The 16161-nt window shown below is 65.6% G+C and carries 16 protein-coding genes; 10 read left to right on the forward strand and 6 right to left on the reverse strand.

What is annotated here, in order from left to right; all coding sequences use genetic code 11:
- The first annotated feature begins 40 nt into the window (after nucleotides 1-40).
- The 3 genes from E4O92_RS13815 (at nucleotide 41) to E4O92_RS13825 (ending at nucleotide 2944) form a co-directional block, all read left to right on the forward strand.
- Nucleotides 41-379, forward strand: coding sequence for a zinc ribbon domain-containing protein YjdM (locus E4O92_RS13815; RefSeq protein ID WP_135190326.1), 339 nt, complete (start codon nucleotides 41-43; stop codon nucleotides 377-379).
- A gap of 68 nt (nucleotides 380-447) precedes the next feature.
- Nucleotides 448-1395 carry an alpha/beta fold hydrolase gene (locus E4O92_RS13820; protein WP_135190325.1) on the forward strand — a complete coding sequence of 316 codons (948 nt, stop codon included), beginning with the start codon at nucleotides 448-450 and terminating at the stop codon, nucleotides 1393-1395.
- Between the two features lie 145 nt (nucleotides 1396-1540).
- Nucleotides 1541-2944, forward strand: a complete 1404-nt coding sequence (locus E4O92_RS13825) for an FAD-binding oxidoreductase (protein ID WP_135190324.1) — start codon at nucleotides 1541-1543, stop codon at nucleotides 2942-2944.
- A gap of 83 nt (nucleotides 2945-3027) precedes the next feature.
- Here the strand turns inward: E4O92_RS13825 and E4O92_RS24845 are convergent, their stop codons facing one another.
- Together E4O92_RS24845 and E4O92_RS13835 are read right to left on the reverse strand one after the other, a co-directional pair.
- On the reverse strand, nucleotides 3028-3621 hold the full coding sequence (locus E4O92_RS24845; RefSeq protein WP_167759789.1) for a hypothetical protein: 594 nt from the start codon (nucleotides 3619-3621) through the stop codon (nucleotides 3028-3030).
- A 282-nt stretch (nucleotides 3622-3903) separates the two neighbouring features.
- Entirely contained in the window at nucleotides 3904-5202 is a 1299-nt protein-coding gene (locus E4O92_RS13835) for a serine hydrolase domain-containing protein (RefSeq protein WP_229483347.1), read from the reverse strand.
- A 152-nt stretch (nucleotides 5203-5354) separates the two neighbouring features.
- Here E4O92_RS13835 and E4O92_RS13840 point away from each other — a divergent pair, with 152 nt between their 5' ends.
- Complete coding sequence (locus E4O92_RS13840; protein ID WP_135190322.1) at nucleotides 5355-6341, forward strand: LLM class flavin-dependent oxidoreductase; 987 nt, start codon at nucleotides 5355-5357, stop codon at nucleotides 6339-6341.
- Nucleotides 6342-6363: 22 nt separating this feature from the next.
- Here E4O92_RS13840 and E4O92_RS13845 read toward each other — a convergent pair whose 3' ends face one another.
- The 3 genes from E4O92_RS13845 to E4O92_RS13855 are packed head-to-tail and all read right to left on the reverse strand — an operon-like array spanning nucleotide 6364 to nucleotide 8005.
- Entirely contained in the window at nucleotides 6364-7107 is a 744-nt protein-coding gene (locus E4O92_RS13845; RefSeq protein ID WP_135190321.1) for an aquaporin, read from the reverse strand.
- A 28-nt stretch (nucleotides 7108-7135) separates the two neighbouring features.
- Complete coding sequence (locus E4O92_RS13850; protein WP_135190320.1) at nucleotides 7136-7615, reverse strand: arsenate reductase ArsC; 480 nt, start codon at nucleotides 7613-7615, stop codon at nucleotides 7136-7138.
- Nucleotides 7616-7663: 48 nt separating this feature from the next.
- Nucleotides 7664-8005 carry an ArsR/SmtB family transcription factor gene (locus E4O92_RS13855; RefSeq protein ID WP_135190319.1) on the reverse strand — a complete coding sequence of 114 codons (342 nt, stop codon included), beginning with the start codon at nucleotides 8003-8005 and terminating at the stop codon, nucleotides 7664-7666.
- A 302-nt stretch (nucleotides 8006-8307) separates the two neighbouring features.
- Here E4O92_RS13855 and E4O92_RS13860 point away from each other — a divergent pair, with 302 nt between their 5' ends.
- The 3 genes from E4O92_RS13860 to E4O92_RS13870 are packed head-to-tail and all read left to right on the forward strand — an operon-like array spanning nucleotide 8308 to nucleotide 11357.
- Nucleotides 8308-9735: an FAD-dependent oxidoreductase gene (locus E4O92_RS13860; protein WP_135190318.1), complete on the forward strand. Its 1428-nt coding sequence runs from the start codon at nucleotides 8308-8310 to the stop codon at nucleotides 9733-9735.
- A gap of 52 nt (nucleotides 9736-9787) precedes the next feature.
- Nucleotides 9788-11002 (forward strand): MFS transporter, encoded by a 1215-nt coding sequence (locus E4O92_RS13865; RefSeq protein WP_135190317.1) that lies wholly within the window; start codon nucleotides 9788-9790, stop codon nucleotides 11000-11002.
- A gap of 37 nt (nucleotides 11003-11039) precedes the next feature.
- A complete protein-coding gene (locus tag E4O92_RS13870; RefSeq protein WP_167759788.1) occupies nucleotides 11040-11357 on the forward strand; it encodes an ArsR/SmtB family transcription factor in 318 nt (105 codons plus the stop codon).
- A 177-nt stretch (nucleotides 11358-11534) separates the two neighbouring features.
- Here E4O92_RS13870 and E4O92_RS13875 read toward each other — a convergent pair whose 3' ends face one another.
- Nucleotides 11535-13271, reverse strand: a complete 1737-nt coding sequence (locus E4O92_RS13875) for an ArnT family glycosyltransferase (RefSeq protein WP_135190315.1) — start codon at nucleotides 13269-13271, stop codon at nucleotides 11535-11537.
- A 262-nt stretch (nucleotides 13272-13533) separates the two neighbouring features.
- Here E4O92_RS13875 and mepK point away from each other — a divergent pair, with 262 nt between their 5' ends.
- The 3 genes from mepK to E4O92_RS13890 all read left to right on the forward strand — a co-directional run bounded on the left by mepK (nucleotide 13534) and on the right by E4O92_RS13890 (nucleotide 16001).
- Entirely contained in the window at nucleotides 13534-14073 is a 540-nt protein-coding gene (gene mepK / locus E4O92_RS13880) for a peptidoglycan L,D-endopeptidase MepK (protein WP_135190314.1), read from the forward strand.
- 105 nt (nucleotides 14074-14178) lie between these two features.
- The gene (locus tag E4O92_RS13885; protein WP_135190313.1) at nucleotides 14179-15474 is read left to right on the forward strand and encodes a M20/M25/M40 family metallo-hydrolase; all 1296 of its coding nucleotides are present in this window, start codon (nucleotides 14179-14181) and stop codon (nucleotides 15472-15474) included.
- A gap of 83 nt (nucleotides 15475-15557) precedes the next feature.
- Complete coding sequence (locus E4O92_RS13890; RefSeq protein WP_135190312.1) at nucleotides 15558-16001, forward strand: thioesterase family protein; 444 nt, start codon at nucleotides 15558-15560, stop codon at nucleotides 15999-16001.
- The last annotated feature ends 160 nt before the right edge of the window (nucleotides 16002-16161 follow it).

Here is a 16161-nt window from a genome sequence, read left to right on the forward strand (position 1 = left end):
CGGCGGGTATACTCGCCGTTTGTCTTTTACTACCACCATCATGAGCACTTTCCCGCCCTGCCCCCAATGCCAGTCCGCGTACACCTATGAGGACGCCGGCCAATACGTCTGCCCTGAATGCGGCCACGAATGGAAAGCCGAGGCGGCGCCCGCGGCGGAGGCGGCGCGCGTGTATCGCGATGCCGCCGGCAATGTCTTGCAGGATGGCGACACCGTCACCGTCATCAAGGACCTCAAGCCCAAGGGTTCCGGCGGCGTGATCAAGCAGGGCACCAAGGTCAAGAACATTCGCCTGGTCGATAGCGACCACGACATCGACTGCAAGATCGACGGCTTCGGCGCCATGAGCCTGAAGTCGGAATTCGTGCGGAAAGTCTGATCGCCGCCGGTTGACTCCAGCCCGGCGCCGGTGTTCAATTCCGGGAGTTCTTTTCTTCCGGATAACAAATGCAGACCACCCCGCGCCCGAAGTCCCGCCTGCGCAAGGCCATACTGGCCGCAGGCATCCTGCTTGCCGCCGCCGTGGTGGCTGTGCCAGTCCTGCGCAATGCCGAACATGCGCCGCTCGATGCGGCCGCGCGCCGCCAGGCGCCGGGCCAATTCATCCAGCTCTCGCACGGCATGGTGCACTACCGCGCGGCCGGACCCGAACAGGGCCAGCCGGTGCTGCTGGTGCACGGCTTTTCGGTGCCCGATTATGTATTCGACCACAGCCGCGAAGCGCTGGCCGCCGCCGGTTTTCGCGTCGTCAGTTTCGATTTGTACGGACGCGGCTGGAGCGACCGCCCCATTGTTACCTACGACCGCGACCTGCTGGCCGGGGAGCTGGGCGAATTGATGGACGCGCTGCACATGCAACAGGCGGACGTGGTCGGCCTGTCGATGGGCGGCGCGGTGGCCGGCCGCTTCGCCGCGCTGCATCCGGAGCGGGTGCGCAGGCTCGTGCTGATCGCGCCGGTTACCAAGGCCACAGACATCAGCGTCATGGCCTGGCCGGGCGTGGGCGACTGGCTGCTGCGCGCCTGGTTCCTGCCCGGGCTCGCGAACCGCCAGACCGAGGATTTTATGCATCCGGAGCGCTTTGCCGACTGGCCGGCACGCTTCGTCCCGCAGATGCAGTATGACGGCTTCGGGCGCGCGCTTTTGTCGAGCATGCGCAATATCATCACGGCATCGTCCGTGCCCGACTTCGAGAAGATCGGCAAGACCGGCCTGCCGGTGCAGCTGATCTGGGGCGAGCGCGACACCACGGTGCCGTACGCCCAACACGCCGACGTGCAGCGCGCGATCCCGCAGGCGCAGTTCGTCTCGCTGCCGGAGATCGGCCACCTGTCCGTGGTGGAAGACCCGGCGGCGGTCCATCCCCAGCTGATCGCGTTCCTGCGCGAACAGTAACTCCCCGGCTCGGCCAGAGCCTGGGCTTCACACACCGCTCACCACGCTTGCACTAGCGTGACGGTCTCCTATCCTTCCCCATAGAAGCGCTGGGCGCCGCCGTTGCGCCCGCCCGGAGCATCTCATCTCGTTCGGAGGTAAAGCGATGACCAAACTGAACAGTGACGTGATTGACCGCTTCAAGGGCACGCTGCGAGGTCCCCTGCTGCAACCCGCCGATGCGGGCTACGACCAAGCCCGCACGGTGTGGAACGCGATGATCGACCGCCGCCCCGCGCTCATCGCCTGCTGTGCCGGTACGGCCGATGTGCGCGCAGCAGTGGCTTTCGCGCGCGACCACGGCCTGCCGCTAGCGGTGCGCGGGGGCGGCCACGGCATCGCGGGAAACGCCGTGTGCGACGACGGCCTGGTGATCAACCTGTCCGGCATGCGCGCGGTACATGTGGACCCGCAGGCGCGGCTTGCCTTCGTTGGCGGCGGCGCCACGCTGGGCGACGCCGACCACGAAACGCAGGCCTACGCTCTGGCGGTCCCGTTCGGCATCAATTCGACCACCGGCGTGGCCGGGCTCGCTCTCGGCGGCGGCTTCGGCTGGCTCAGCCGGGTCATGGGGCTCACGGTCGACAGCCTGGTCGGCGCGGAAATCGTCACGGCTGACGGCGAACGGCGCCACGTGAGCCAGCAGCAGGAACCCGACCTGTTCTGGGCCATCCGCGGCGGCGGCGGCAACTTCGGTGTCGTCACCCAATTCGAGTTCGCCTTGCATCCGGTCGGCCCGCTAGTGACCGCCGGGCTGGTGGTGTTCCCGTCAGCCCAGGGGCGAGCAGTGATGCGGCAATACCGCGATTTCGTGAACTCGCTGCCCGACGAGCTGTCGGTGTGGGCGGTGCTGCGCAAGGCGCCACCCCTGCCCTTCTTGCCGTCCGAGGTGCACGGTCAGGACATCGTCGCGCTGGCCGTGTTTTCGCCGCTGGCGCCCGATGCCGCGCTGCCAATGATCGCGCCACTGCGCGGCTTCGGGCAGGTGCTGGGCGAGCACGTTGGCCCGATGCCGTACACGGCCTGGCAAAAAATCTTCGATCCGATGCTCACGTTCGGGGCGCGCAATTACTGGAAGTCGCACAACTTCACGGCACTCTCCGACGAGGCGATCGATGTGGTGTTGCGCTACGCCGGCAGCGTGCCGACGCCACAGTGCGAAATTTTCCTGGGACTGTTGGGCGGCAAGGCGAACGAGCCCGCGCCGGACGCGACTGCCTATCCGCACCGCCATGTCCAGTTCGCCATGAACGTGCATGGCCGCTGGACCGATGCCGCCGACGACGCGCGCTGCATGGGCTGGGCACGCGAATTCTTTGCCGCGGCGGCGCCGTATGCGGCCGGCAGCGTCTACATCAACTTCATGACCCAGGATGAAGGGGCGCGCATCCGCGAGGCCTACGGCGCCAATTACGAGCGGCTGGTACAGGTCAAGAGGCGTTATGACCCGGAAAACCTGTTCCACTTCAACCACAACGTCCCGCCCGGCTTGCCGCCAGACGTTACGTGAGGCGACAAGAAAACACCAGCCGGCTGGCTGGTGTTTTCATGGAACGACAAACCCGTGGCCGAGCCGCGGGCGCAAAGACGGATTCAGTAGCCGCGGCTGCCGCTGGTTCCGCTGGTGCCACTCGTTCCGCTGGTGCCACTCGTACCGCTGGTACCGCTAGGGCTGGCGCCGGTGGCACCCGAGCTGCTTGAGCCGGTCGGGCCCATGCTGCCGGTGCTGCTGCCGCTCATGCCGCTGCTGCCACTGGTGCCGCTGGTGCCACTCATGCCGCTGGCCCCCGTTGCGCCGCCGGCGCCGCTGGTGCCGCTGGTGCCGCTGGTGCCACTAGTACCGCTCGTGCCACCGCTGGTGCCGGTCGCGCCGGCTGCACCGCTGGTGCCGCTGGTGCCGCTGGTGCCGCTGGTGCCGCTCGGGGTGGTCTCTTTGTGTTTTTTGGTCTTCTTGTGGTGCGTGGTAGTGGTGGTGGTAGTGGACTGAGCCGGCTGCTCGCTCGAGCTGGCGCCGGTGGTGCCGGTGGCGCCCGATGCGCCGGTCTGGCCCGTGGCGCTGCTCTGGCTCTGGCTCGGTGTGCTCTGATCCGAGGTGCTGCTCGACTGAGCTTGAACGGGCACCGCACTGAACATCGCCGCGGCAGCGGAGGCGCCCAGCAGGCCTTTCAATACCTTATTCATTTTCATGTCGATCTCCTTAATGTTTCGGGGGGCTAATCCTCGACAATATCTGGCCGATTTGCGAGGAGGGCTGAGTTTAGAGCGGCAGTCGTAAACACAGCGCGCGTTAGCCGCGCGGCAATCCGGCGCAAGTTTCCGCCAAGGCTGCTGCTCCGCGTCTGGGACGCACTGCTAAGAGTCCTAACGCGGCAGCAAGTTCAGACATGTCACACGCAAAATGCGCCAAACCGGGTTTTCGGAAAGGGCTTGCCGTTGCCCTCCAGGAGCTCGACCTTCACGCCCGCACGTCTATCGTGCAGCGGTCTTCGGATCTACTTTGACTTTCGCGAAATCGAAGCCGCGCGCGGACTGGGCGGCGAGCGTACCCAGTTCCGTGTACAGCGGCAGCACGTTGCTCTTGTCGTCCGGGTAGACCCGGTTCGACAGGAACACATAGAAGGTGCGCGAGTTGGGGTCGATCCACAGGATGCAGCCGGTAAACCCGGTGTGGCCATAGCTGCCGACCGGGAACCTTGTCCCGCGCGGACGCACGGCGTACGGGGAATTGATGTCCATGCCCATGCCGCGCAGCGCCTCGATGCCGGCCGGGGACTGGGCCGTGGTCAGCAGGCGCACGCTGTCGCGGCTCAGGATGCGCACCCCATCGAGCTCGCCATCGCCCAGCAACATGCGGGCAAAGCGCGCCAGGTCGCGCGCGGTGGTGAACACACCCGCCGAACCTGCTACGCCCTGCATGCGGCGCGCTGTCGGGTCGTGCACCACGCCCTGCAGCACCTGGCCGCCATCCAGGTCGTCATGCTTCGCGCGCTCGGCCTCGAGCTGGGGCGACTTGTGGGTGGGCGCAATGCCGGTGGCGGCCACGCGGCGCAGCGGCAGAAAGCCGGTGTCGCGCATCCTGAGCGGCTGGTAGATGCGCTGCTGCGCGAACTGCTCAAGCGGCACGCCCGCGGCGCGCGCGACCAGCTGGCCGAGCAGCACGTAGTTGATGTCGGAGTAGCGGAAGAAAGTGCCCGGCGCATGGGTCACGGCTTGCGCGCAAGCCAGCGCACGCGCGGCGGCGTCGCCGCTCCAGGCGGGCTTTGCCGGCAGGCCCGATGGCAGGCCGGAAGTATGGGTCAGCAGGTGCCGGATCGTGATCGCATCCTTGCCCTCGCCCGCGCACTCGGGAAAGTAGCTGGCCAGTCTGGCGTCCAGGTCGATCTTACCCTCCTCCGCCAGCAGCAGCACGGAGGGCGCGGTGGCGATGACCTTGGTCAGCGAGGCGGCGTCGTACAGGGTGGCGGGCGTGACCGCGGCCGCATCAATCTCGTAGCTGAGCTTGCCGTAGGCTTTTTCGTAGGCATCGCCGTTGCGTTCCAGACGGAAGACCGCGCCCGGCAGCTTGCGCTCGGCGATGGCGGCCTCGATCGCGTTGTCGATCGCGGGAAATTGTGCGCTGTCGAGCTGGGCATTGTCGTGCAGGCTGTCAGGCGCGGCGGCCGGCTGGTCGGCGGGCAGCTGGGCGCAGCCGGCGGCGAACATGGCGACGCAGGCGGCGGCGACGATGGTCTTGCGCTGCAACAGCGCGCGGAGGGTGGTGTGGCGCATGGGATGGAATGGTCTGGTGGACTCGTTACGGCAGGGCTTGCCAGGCAATCATAAGGATGCTGTGGCGAGGGGTCAAGCAAGCCACGATTGTCAAGACGAGCCCGGTTTGGCGGGCGCGCACGCGAACAAACCGATCGGCGTATCATGCCGTCATGATTCCGTTTTCCATTCTTGACCTTGCGCCCAACGTCCAAGGCGGCGACGCGGCCCAATCCTTCCGCAATTGTGTGGACCTGGCGCAGCACGGCGAGCGCTGGAATTACAACCGCTTCTGGCTGGCCGAGCACCACGGCATGCCGGGCATTGCGAGCGCGGCGACTGCGGTGCTGATGTGCCATGTGGCGAACCACACCACGCGCATCCGCATTGGCGCCGGCGGCATCATGCTGCCGAACCATTCGCCGCTGGTGATCGCCGAACAGTTCGGCACGCTCGAGTCGCTGTTCCCCGGCCGCATTGACCTGGGCCTCGGGCGGGCGCCGGGGTCGGATCACGTCACCGCGCGTGCGCTGCGCCGCAACCTGGCGTCCGACGCCGATGCGTTCCCGCAGGATGTGATCGAACTGATGGATTACCTGGCCGATTCGCCGCGGCGCCACGTGCGCGCGGTACCGGGCGCCGGCATGCGCTTGCCGGTGTGGATTCTGGGTTCGAGCCTGTTCGGCGCGCAGCTGGCCGCCGCGCTCGGCCTGCCGTACGCGTTCGCGTCGCACTTTGCGCCGCAGATGATGATGCAGGCGATCGAGCTGTACCGCTCGACCTTCCGCCCGTCGTCCCAGCTCGACAAGCCGTACTTGATGCTCGGCTTTAACGTGGTCGCGGCTGACACCGAGGAGCAAGCGAAGCTGTACGCCTCGTCGATGCAGCAGGCCTTCGTCAATTTGCGCAGCGGACGCCCGGCGCGGTTGCCGCCGCCGGTGGACGGCTACCTCGACCAGATCGGCCCCGCCGAGCGCACCATGCTCGAGCACACGCTGTCGTGCTCGGCGATCGGCGCGCGCGATGCCGTCGCCGCCCAGCTCAAGGCGTTCGTCAACCGTACCGGGGCGGACGAGCTGATGATCACCTCGCAGATTTTTGACCACGCGGCGCGTCTGCGCTCGTACGAGATTACGGCGGATATTCAGCGCGCCGGGTGAGGATGCATGGGCGCCGTGTGCGTTAGCTGCCGCTTGTGCTAAATTTCTCCGGCTCCTTGCGGCTGGCGAAGTCGCTCTGCGCCACCGTGCCGGCCACCGACGCGTCGCGATGAGCCGACGGATACAGCCAGCAGAACAATGGCGTGGCAGTAGCTGCGCCTAGCAGCTGCGCGATGATGAACCCGGACACATCGCTTGGCCGAATGCCGGCGAAGGTATTGGTGGCGCTGCGGGCCAGCGTCACGGCCGGGTTGGCGAACGAGGTCGACGACGTGAACCAGTAGGCCGCCGTGATGTAGGCGGCGACCGCGAACGGCGTCACACCAGGCCGGCTGCGCGAGCAACCGATGATGACGGCGATCAGGCCGAAGGTCGCGACGAATTCGCTCCACCATTGTGCGGCGCCGGTGCGCACGTGCTCCGACGCGACGAACACGGGGACATCGAACATCAGGTGCGCGGCGGCCACACCAGCAAAGGCACCGGCGATCTGCACGGCGATGTACGGGATCACCTCCGCTGCCGGCAGATTTTTTTGCCACGCTTCGGACAGCGTGACGACCGGATTGAAGTGTGCACCCGAGATCGTGCCGAACATCAGGATCAAAGCCACGAGTCCCGCGCCTGTCGCGATCGCGTTGGCCAGCAGGGCAATCGCTACGTTGCCGCCAGCCAGCCGCTCGGCCATGATGCCCGAGCCCACCACCACGGCCAGTAGGAGCGCCGTGCCGAGGCCCTCGGCGACGATTCGTCTGGCAAATGTCATTTGATTCCTCCTCAGTCTCTCGAACGCATTACGGCAGCAGGGTGCCGATGCGGTCCAGCTCCGCCTTCAGACGCACTTTGTCGTTCTTCAGCTCGTCGAGGGGCAAGGCCAGGAAGGCCTCGATCCGCGCGCGCAGGATCGCGTAGGCCTGCTCGAAGGCGGCATGGATCTCCTCTTCGGTGCCGGCCACGTGGCTCGGATCGTCGACGCCCCAGTGCGTACGCAGCACCTGACCGAGGTAGGCGGGGCAGGTTTCGCCGGCGGCGCTGCTACAGACGGTGACCACGATGTCCGGCGTGACCGGCAGGTCGTCCCATGACTTGCTGTAATAGCCTTCGGTCGGGATGCCCTTCAGCGCCAGCAGCGCAAGCGCCTTTTCGTTGAGTTTGCCGGTTGGCTGGCTGCCCGCACTGATAGCGTGCCAGCCTGAAGGCGCGAGGTGGTTGAAGGTAGCTTCGCTGATCAGGGAACGGCACGAGTTGCCGGTGCAGAGAAAGAGGACGTTCACAGTTGCTTTTAGCAGTTAGGTAATGTTGGGGTGGTGAGCCGGGGATTCTTAGGTACAGTCAGCCGAGCCTTGGGCGCAAACGGTCGCGCCGACCGGCGAGCAGGGATTGCCGCCGCAGCAATTCTCGCCAAGGAACGACAACAGGGTGTTCATTGTGTCGAACTGCGCGGCATAGAAGAGGAAACGGCCCTCCTGACGCGGCGAGATGAGCTTCGCATGCGTCAACTCCTTCAGGTGGAAAGACATGGATGAAGGAGGGACGCCAAGTGCCTCGGCGATCTTGGTTGCGGCCAGGCCGCTCGGTCCGGCCTGCACGAGCAGCCGAAAGGCGGCCAGTCGCGATTCCTGCGCGAGCGCGGCGAGAGCAGCGATTGCGGCTGTGGTTTCCATGGGAAGACATCTGTTATTTTGACTATTTGAGTATAGTCGAATTAAGATTTGCCTGGCAAGGTTCATACGACGATTCCAAAGATATCGAAATTTATTGACAGGATGATGAACAACGTTTTATTCTTCATTCGTCGAATCACGAATGAAGTGAAAACAAGGTTTGCCGGTTCGCGGCGATGGCAGGCCGGCTCATCCCAAGCGATAGCACTTTTCATTTTCATTCGTCATTCGACGAATATAGAAAATGCGGCGATGACGCATGCCGAGCCTTTCCGACGAATGCATTGATCAGGAGAACGAACATGACGACGAATAATAATCAACCACTGCCAGTCGCTGTGCTGGGTGCTGGCCCGGTCGGACTCGCGGCTGCTGCCCACCTGCTGGAACGCGGGCTGACGCCGCTGGTGCTGGAGGCGGGACCTACCGTTGCTGCCAACCTTGCTACCTACCGCCACGTGCGTCTCTTCTCGCCGTGGCAGTACAACGTGGACAAGGCGGCGCGACGGCTGTTGGCCCGCAATGGCTGGCAATCGCCGGACGACGAGGGCCTGCCGACTGCCGGCGAGCTGCTCGACCAGTACCTCGTGCCGCTGGCCCGGACGCCGGAAATTGCGTCAGACCTCAAGCTCGGCCACCGCGTGACCGCGATCACCCGCATCGGCTTTGACAAGGTCAAAACGAAGGGCCGGGAAGGTGCGCCCTTCCTGATCCGTGCCGAAACTGAGGAAGGTGTCCGCCAGTACCTGGCCAGTGCCGTCATCGACGCGACCGGCACGTGGTCGCACCCGAATCCGCTGGGAGCGAACGGCATACCGGCACTTGGAGAGGACGCGCTGGCAGCCCGGATCGACTACGGGATGCCGGATGTGCTGGGTAATGCACGTTCGCGCTTTGCCGGCCGCCGGGTGCTGGTGGTCGGCGCGGGCCACTCCGCGGCAGGCACGCTGCTCGCACTGGCCCAGCTGGCCGAAGAGAACCCGGCGACCCGTATCGTCTGGGCCACCCGCGGCAGCCAGCTGCACCGGGTGTTCGGCGGTGGCGACGCCGATGGCCTGCGTGCTCGCGGTCAGCTGGGCATGCGCCTGCAGGCGCTGCGCAATTCGGGTGGCCTGGAGTTGCACCAGAACTTCCGGATCCAGGAGCTGGAGGAAGTGGATGGCAAGGTGCGCGTGCTCGGCGAGGCCGAAGGTTGCAAGGCGCCGGTGATCGACGGGATCGACCTGGTCGTCTGCGCGACCGGCGCGCGGCCGGACCTGGCCATCACCCGTGAGCTGCGCGTGCGGCACGACCCGTGGCTCGAGAGCACGGATGCGCTCGCGCCGCTGATCGATCCGAACGAACATAGCTGCGGGACGGTGCGGCCGCACGGGCACCGCGAACTGGCGCACCCGGAGGCCGGCTACTACGCAGTCGGCGCCAAGAGCTACGGGCGCGCGCCGAACTTCCTGATGGCGACCGGCTACGAGCAGGTCCGCTCGGTGGTCGCGGCGTTGGCCGGGGACACGGCTGCAGCCGATGACGTGCAGCTCGACTTGCCGGAGACGGGTGTATGCAACACGCGCTTCGCCTACGAACAGCATGCCGCAGAAGTACCGGGCGGTTCGTGCTGCGCAGCGCCGCCGGAGGCGGACGGGTGCTGTGTGAAGCCCGAGCGGTCGGCCACCGCAAGCGGCTGCGCCACCAGCTGCAGCAAACCCGCTCCTGCAGCCACCGCCTGCTGCGCTTGAAGCTATGTTTGGTGTCGCCGGCAGCGCCGGCGACCTCACCTTGGAGTAGATCGTGCGCCAATCCTGGAAGACCATCGGCATCCTCGCCGTCACCCAAATTGCCTCTTGGGGCTCGCTGTACTACGCTTTCTCGATCGTCGCGCCCGATATCCAGCGCGACCTGGGGCTCGGCCCGGAACTCGCATTTGGTGCATTTTGCTGGAGCCTGCTCGTGGCAGGCATTGTCGCCACCCCAGTCGGGGTCGCGCTTGACCGCTACGGCGGCCGTTATGTGATGGCGACCGGTTCACTGCTCTGCGCGCTGGGCCTCGCCTGGCTCGCCCGCGCCGGCGGCACTGTCTCCTATTACGGAGCGTGGACGCTGATCGGCTTGGCGATGGCGCTCACGCTGTACGAGGCGGCGTTCGCCACAATCAACCGCAAGATGGCGACCGGGGCTCGGCAGGCCATCTCCACCCTGACGCTGTTTGGCGGCTTAGCCAGCACGTTATTCTGGCCGCTGACCGCGAAGTTGGACGCGTCGCTCGGATGGCGCACGACCTACCTGTGCTTCGCGGTCCTGCAGCTTGCCGTATGCATGCCGCTGCACCTGCTGCTCGGACCCGACCCGGCACGCGAGGACAGCGTGCCTGCCAGTGGTGCGGACAGGAGTCATACGCTCGCCGAGGCCCTGAGGCATCCGGGATTCTGGAAGCTGGCCTTCGCCTTTTCCGCCAACACCTTCATCTTCTCCGCGATGTCGGTGCATCTGATCCCGCTGCTAACACAACTCGGCCTCTCGGCTGGTACGGCGGTGCTGATGGCCACGCTGATCGGCCCGATGCAGGTGGCTGGACGGCTGGGCGAGATGTCCCTGGCGCGCAATGCAATGCCGCAGACCGTCGGCAAGTTCACCTTTGCCATGCTGCCGGGAGCGTTGCTGCTGCTCGCCCTGTTCGGTGGCCACGCATGGACGGTCGCCGCTTTCTGCATCCTTTACGGGCTGAGCAACGGGATCCTGACGATCGTGCGCGGGACAATTCCGCAAGTGCTGTTCGGCCGGGCGAACTACGGTGCGATCGCGGGCGCGATGGCCGGGCCGTCGCTGGTGTGCAAGGCGGCCGGTCCGCTCGCTGCGGCGGCAATCCTGGGCCACGGCGGCAGACCCGTCGTGCTGCTGGTGGTGCTGTTGGCGATGTCGGTGGCTTCACTCGCGTTTTACCTCGGCGCGATAGCCCCTGCAGGGCCGCGCGCGGCTGCGAAAGCCTTTGACAAGAGCGCAGCCTGACATTTATTCTGCCTTCGCCAAATTACGAATGAGCACTATGTCGAACTCCTGCTGCGCCCCCAAGACTTCCACGACGCGTACCTCGGACATCGATACCGATGACCTTGCGCGCATGTGCAAGGCGCTCGCGCATCCCGCGCGCGTGCAGCTGCTGAGGCACCTGATCGACCATGGCGACTGCTACTTTGGAAAACTGACCGATGTGCTGCCGTTGGCCCCGTCGACGATTTCGCAGCATGTATCGATCCTCAAGGAGGCAGGCCTGATCGAAGGCTCGTCCGACGAGCAACGCGTCTGCTACTGCGTCAACAAGGAACGGTTGCAGCAGCTGAAGGCAGCAATGGCGGAACTGTGACTTTCCGATGGCCGCCCTCGCGATCCGTCAAAGGGACTTCTTGCTTACAGCGCTTTTCACAGATATTTCATCGCTCCGAGAATTATGGGCCGCGATGCGAGATTCGGGCCAAGCCGGCTTTTTCCGTTCACAGGACGCCAAGCTGCGCGGCAGCAAGTCGCTATCGTGGGCCAGCGGCTAGCGGCTATCGAAGAACACGATCTTGTCGGCAACCCATTCCGCCTGCCAGCCGCGTTCGCCGACCAGGGCCAGGAACTCGTTCGCCCGGCTGGCCTTGACCGCCACCGCAACCGGCTGTTTTTCGCGCAAGCGCAGGAATTCGCCGGGCGACAGGCAGGTGGCCGCAGGCGCGGCGCGGCAGCCGAATTGCAGGTCGCGGCTGGCGCTGTCGATGACGGGCACGGTGCGGCCCAGGTAAAACGGCAAGGTCGAGAACACGTCCTCGAAGTCGCGGTAGATGAACACCGCGCGTTCCGGCTGCGGGTGCTCGAGAATGATGCGCGCGACGTAGATGCTGCTGTCGCGCCCGGCCCGCGCGTCGACCGCGCGCAGAACCAGCGCCAGCACCGGCGCGCCCAGCACGGCCACGCCCAGCAGCGCCAGCTCGCGCGCGTGCAGCGACTGCAAGGAACGAAACAATCGCGCGCCGACAGTCGCGAACGCCGCGTATGCCAGCGACAGCATCGCCACCTCCACCAGGCCCAGCTCGTGCTGCCCGGCGCGGCTTGCCGCCACCAGCATCACCACCGCGAATGCGGCCGACATGCCCCAGCACAGCGCGAGCCCGCGGTCGCTGCCCGCCAGCCGCCCCGTGGCCTCGACGGCCAGCCACAGCGCCAGCGCCGGGACGCTGACCAGCATGTAATAGTCGGCCTTCGCCTGCGACAGCGAAAAGAACACCAGCGGAAACAGCACGGCCGCCTGGCAAAACCTGACGATGGTCCGGTTGGCGGGATCCGGCGCGCCGATGGGTCGCACGAGCAGCAGCAGGAACGGGGTCCACGGCAGCAACATGAACAGCAGGCGCGGCAGGTAGAACCAGATCGGGCCGTGGTGGTAGTCATCCGGCAAGCGCTGGCCGAGGAAGCGCAACAGGTGTTCGTTGACAAAATAAAACCGGCTGAAGCCGTCCTGCTGCCAGGCCGCGGCCACATGCCACCAGGCCGCCACCAGGAGCAGGAGCGCCAGCCCGGTGCGATCGAACAGGTAGCGCCAGCCGGACCGGTCATGCATGAACAGCAGGAACACGCCGGCACTGCCCCATGCCAGCATGAGCGCGACCCCTCCCTTTTCCAGCACGGCCAGCGCCAGCAGGAAAAAATACGCCAGGTGCGCCTTGCGGCTGCGCGCCAGGTAGCCGTGCAGGAAGCAGAGCAGCGCACCGCCGAGCAGCGCCGTGAGCAAGGGATCGAACAGGACCACGTGCGCCACCAGCGCGACCGGGAACGCGCTGGCCACGGCCACGCTTGCGCAACAGCCGGCGCGGGCATTGCCGTGCCGCCGGCAGAACACGAACAGGCCGCCGCACAGCGCCAGCATCGACACCGCCGAGACCAGCCGCGCGGCAAACGGCGTCGGCCCGAACACCGACATCGACAGCGCGATCAGCCAGTACAGCAGCGGCGGCTTTTCGATGTACGGCACGCCGTTCAGGTGCGGGATGATGTATTGCCCCGTGGCCAGCATCTCGCGCGCGATTTCCGCATACAGGCCTTCGTTATTGTCGCGCAGCGGAAAAGCGTTGAGCCCGTATAGAAGGAAGAAGGCCGGCACCAGCAACGCCACCAGCGCGTACAGGGTGCCGGACCCGACCAGCTCCATGCCAAGACCAGGGGCGACGGCGAGCGTGCCATCGCTGCGCGTACGCCAGCGTTGCGAGGCCGAAACTGCTCTCGAAAAAAGCTTGCGCAACATGCCATTGTCCTTGCAGATATTTCATACCCAGGTCGCGGCGGCCGGCAGGGAATGGCCGCGAGAGAGCTCATCATGGCCGCGCCACGGTACTGTAGAGCGAGGTACATCAAAGCCTTTGATGGCAGGCGCAGGCGTGTGCTGATCCGACCGCCACCCCGCCGCTTTTCCGCACAGTAAAGGTGGTAAGGAAACGTGTCATGGGCTGCAGAACACGCCTGCCCCCGGTATCATGGAACACAGTGATTTGCGTAAGGGTTGCATCATGAATAAACGCCGCTCCTTCCTCAAAAGTTCCGTCGTCCTCGCCTCCGCCCTCGGCCTCCCGGCCCTCTCGAAAGCCGCGCAGAGCAGCGTCCCCGCCGAGCGCTCGCTGCGCCTGTACAACACCCATACGGGCGAAAGCCTGAGCAGCGTGTTCTGGGCCGAAGGGCAATTCATCCCGGAGGCATTGCAGGACATCAACAAACTGTTGCGCGACCACCGCAACAACCAGGTGACGCGGATGGATCCGCAGTTGCTGGTCCTGCTCGACCGCGTCAGTGCGCAATTCGGCGACCAGCACGTGCTGCACGTGATTTCCGGCTATCGCTCTCCTGAAACCAACGAGATGCTGCACGAACACACCGGCGGCGTGGCCAAGCACAGCCTGCACATGGAAGGCAAGGCGATCGACGTCCGCCTTCCCGGCACCGCTCTTGCCAACCTGCATAAGGCGGCCATGGCGGCGCGCGGCGGCGGCGTCGGCTACTATCCGGACTCGCGGTTCGTGCACCTGGATACCGGGCGGGTACGTTACTGGTGATGCCAGGCGGCGCCCAGCGTCGCAGCCGCGCCACATCTTTACATTCAAGCAAGCTGATAAGTAGTACAGTTGCAGCTCTTAACTGCCATCAGGAAAGAGTTGCACATGAATCGAAAGCTTGGACTCGCGCTCGCGCTGGCAATCTCATGCGGCGCCAACGCCACGGCGGGCGCACTGTCGCCGGTCGAACAACGGATCGTCGCCGAAATCAAGGCCCACTCCCCGCAGGCCATCGCGCTGCTTGAACAGAGCGCAAAGATCAACAGCGGGACCATGAACCACGAGGGCGTGCGCGCGGTCGGTGCGCTGTTCCGCCAGCAGTTCGACCAGCTCGGCTTCAAGACCGAGTGGATCGACATGCCGCCCGAGATGCAGCGCGCCGGCCACCTGGTCGCCACGCGCGAAGGCAAGCAGGGCAAGCGCCTGCTGCTGCTGGGCCACCTGGACACGGTGTTCGAGCGCGATGCCAAGTCGCCGCTCTGGGAGCGCCAGGGCGAGCGCGCGCGCGGCCAGGGCGTATCCGACATGAAGGGCGGCGACGTGGCCGTGATCGAGGCGCTGCGCGCACTCAAGCAGGTCGGCGCGCTCGAGAACACCACGATTTCTGTGATGTTCACCGGCGACGAGGAAGAAGCCGGCAACCCGAAAAGCATCTCGCGCCGCGACATGGTCGAACTGGCCAAACGCAGCGACATTGCGCTCGGCTTCGAAGGCGCGGTCACCAGGGACGGCCAGGCCATGGGCACGGTGGGCCGGCGCGCCACCGCCTCGTTCGAACTTGACGTCAAGGGCCACCAGGCCCACTCGGCTGGCGTATTCGGCAGTGCCGGCTATGGCGCGGTGTATGAGGCGGCGCGCATCCTCGACACGTTCCGGCGCGAGGTGGTCGAACCGGGGCTGACCTACAACCCGGGCGTGATCCTGGGCGGCACCGAGGTCGCGTACGACGATGCCAACTCCAGGGGCAGCGCGTTCGGCAAGACCAACGTGATCGCCAATACCGCCACCGTGAAAGGCGACCTGCGCTACCTCGACTACGCGCAGCGCGACCGGACCCAGGCCCGGATGCGCGAGATCGTGGCCCAAAGCCTGCCGGGCGCGAGCGCGGCCATCACCTTCCATGACTCGTATCCGCCGATGGCGGTCACTCCCGGCAACCTGAAAGTGCTGGAACAGTACTCACAGGCCAGCCAGGACGCGGGCTTGGGCGTGGTCGGCTCGCTGCCGGCCGAGGCGCGCGGCGCGGGCGACATCCAGTTCGTGGCGCCTTACGTCGACAGCCTCGATGGGCTGGGCGCCAGCGGCAGCGGCGCGCATTCGCCGAACGAGGAAGTGGAGCTGGCGTCGATCGAGCGGGCCGCGATCCGCACGGCGATCCTGATCTACCGGCTGACGCGGTAACAGCCGGCACATCTGCTGCGCCTCGCTTGACGGGAGCGCAGCGATGTGGACATTCGAATACCCAAGGAGGGTACAATCGCGGCATGGCACGCTTACAACTCAACTTCCCCGAAGACCAGTTCTACTATTCAACACCGCTGACCGTGCGCGTCACCGACATCAATGCCGCCAACCACCTCGGCAACGATTCGATGATCTCGATGATTTCCGAGGCACGCGCGCGATTCCTGTTCGAATTCGGCGTCGCAGAGACCGAGCGCGACGGAACCGGCATTATCGTCACCGACCTGGCCACCACCTACCGTGCCGAAGCGCATGCCCGCGACCAGCTGCTGTTCGAGGTCGGCGTAATGGACTTCAACAAATACGGCGGCGACATCATCTTTCGCGTTACCCGCCCGCGCGACAAAAAATTGATCGCGATGGCCAAGTCCGGCTTCGTCTTCTACAACTACAAGACCAGCCAGGTCGTGGCCATGCCGGAAGAATTCCGCTCCAAGTTCGACCGGGTGAACTGGGTCGACTGATAGTATCCCGTGCCGGCGCTGGACACGCCTGAGGCCAGCCGCCTATGGCCAGACCGGTACGCGTGGTTTCGTAGCTGAATCACCAGCGCCCGAAAAAAAAACGCACGTCGTTCCCGCGAAGGCGGGAACAGCGCCACTGGCGCTGTTCCCCCCATAGGCA

The organism is Massilia horti, assembly GCF_004614195.1.
Classification (GTDB): Bacteria; Pseudomonadota; Gammaproteobacteria; order Burkholderiales; family Burkholderiaceae_D; genus Telluria; species Telluria horti.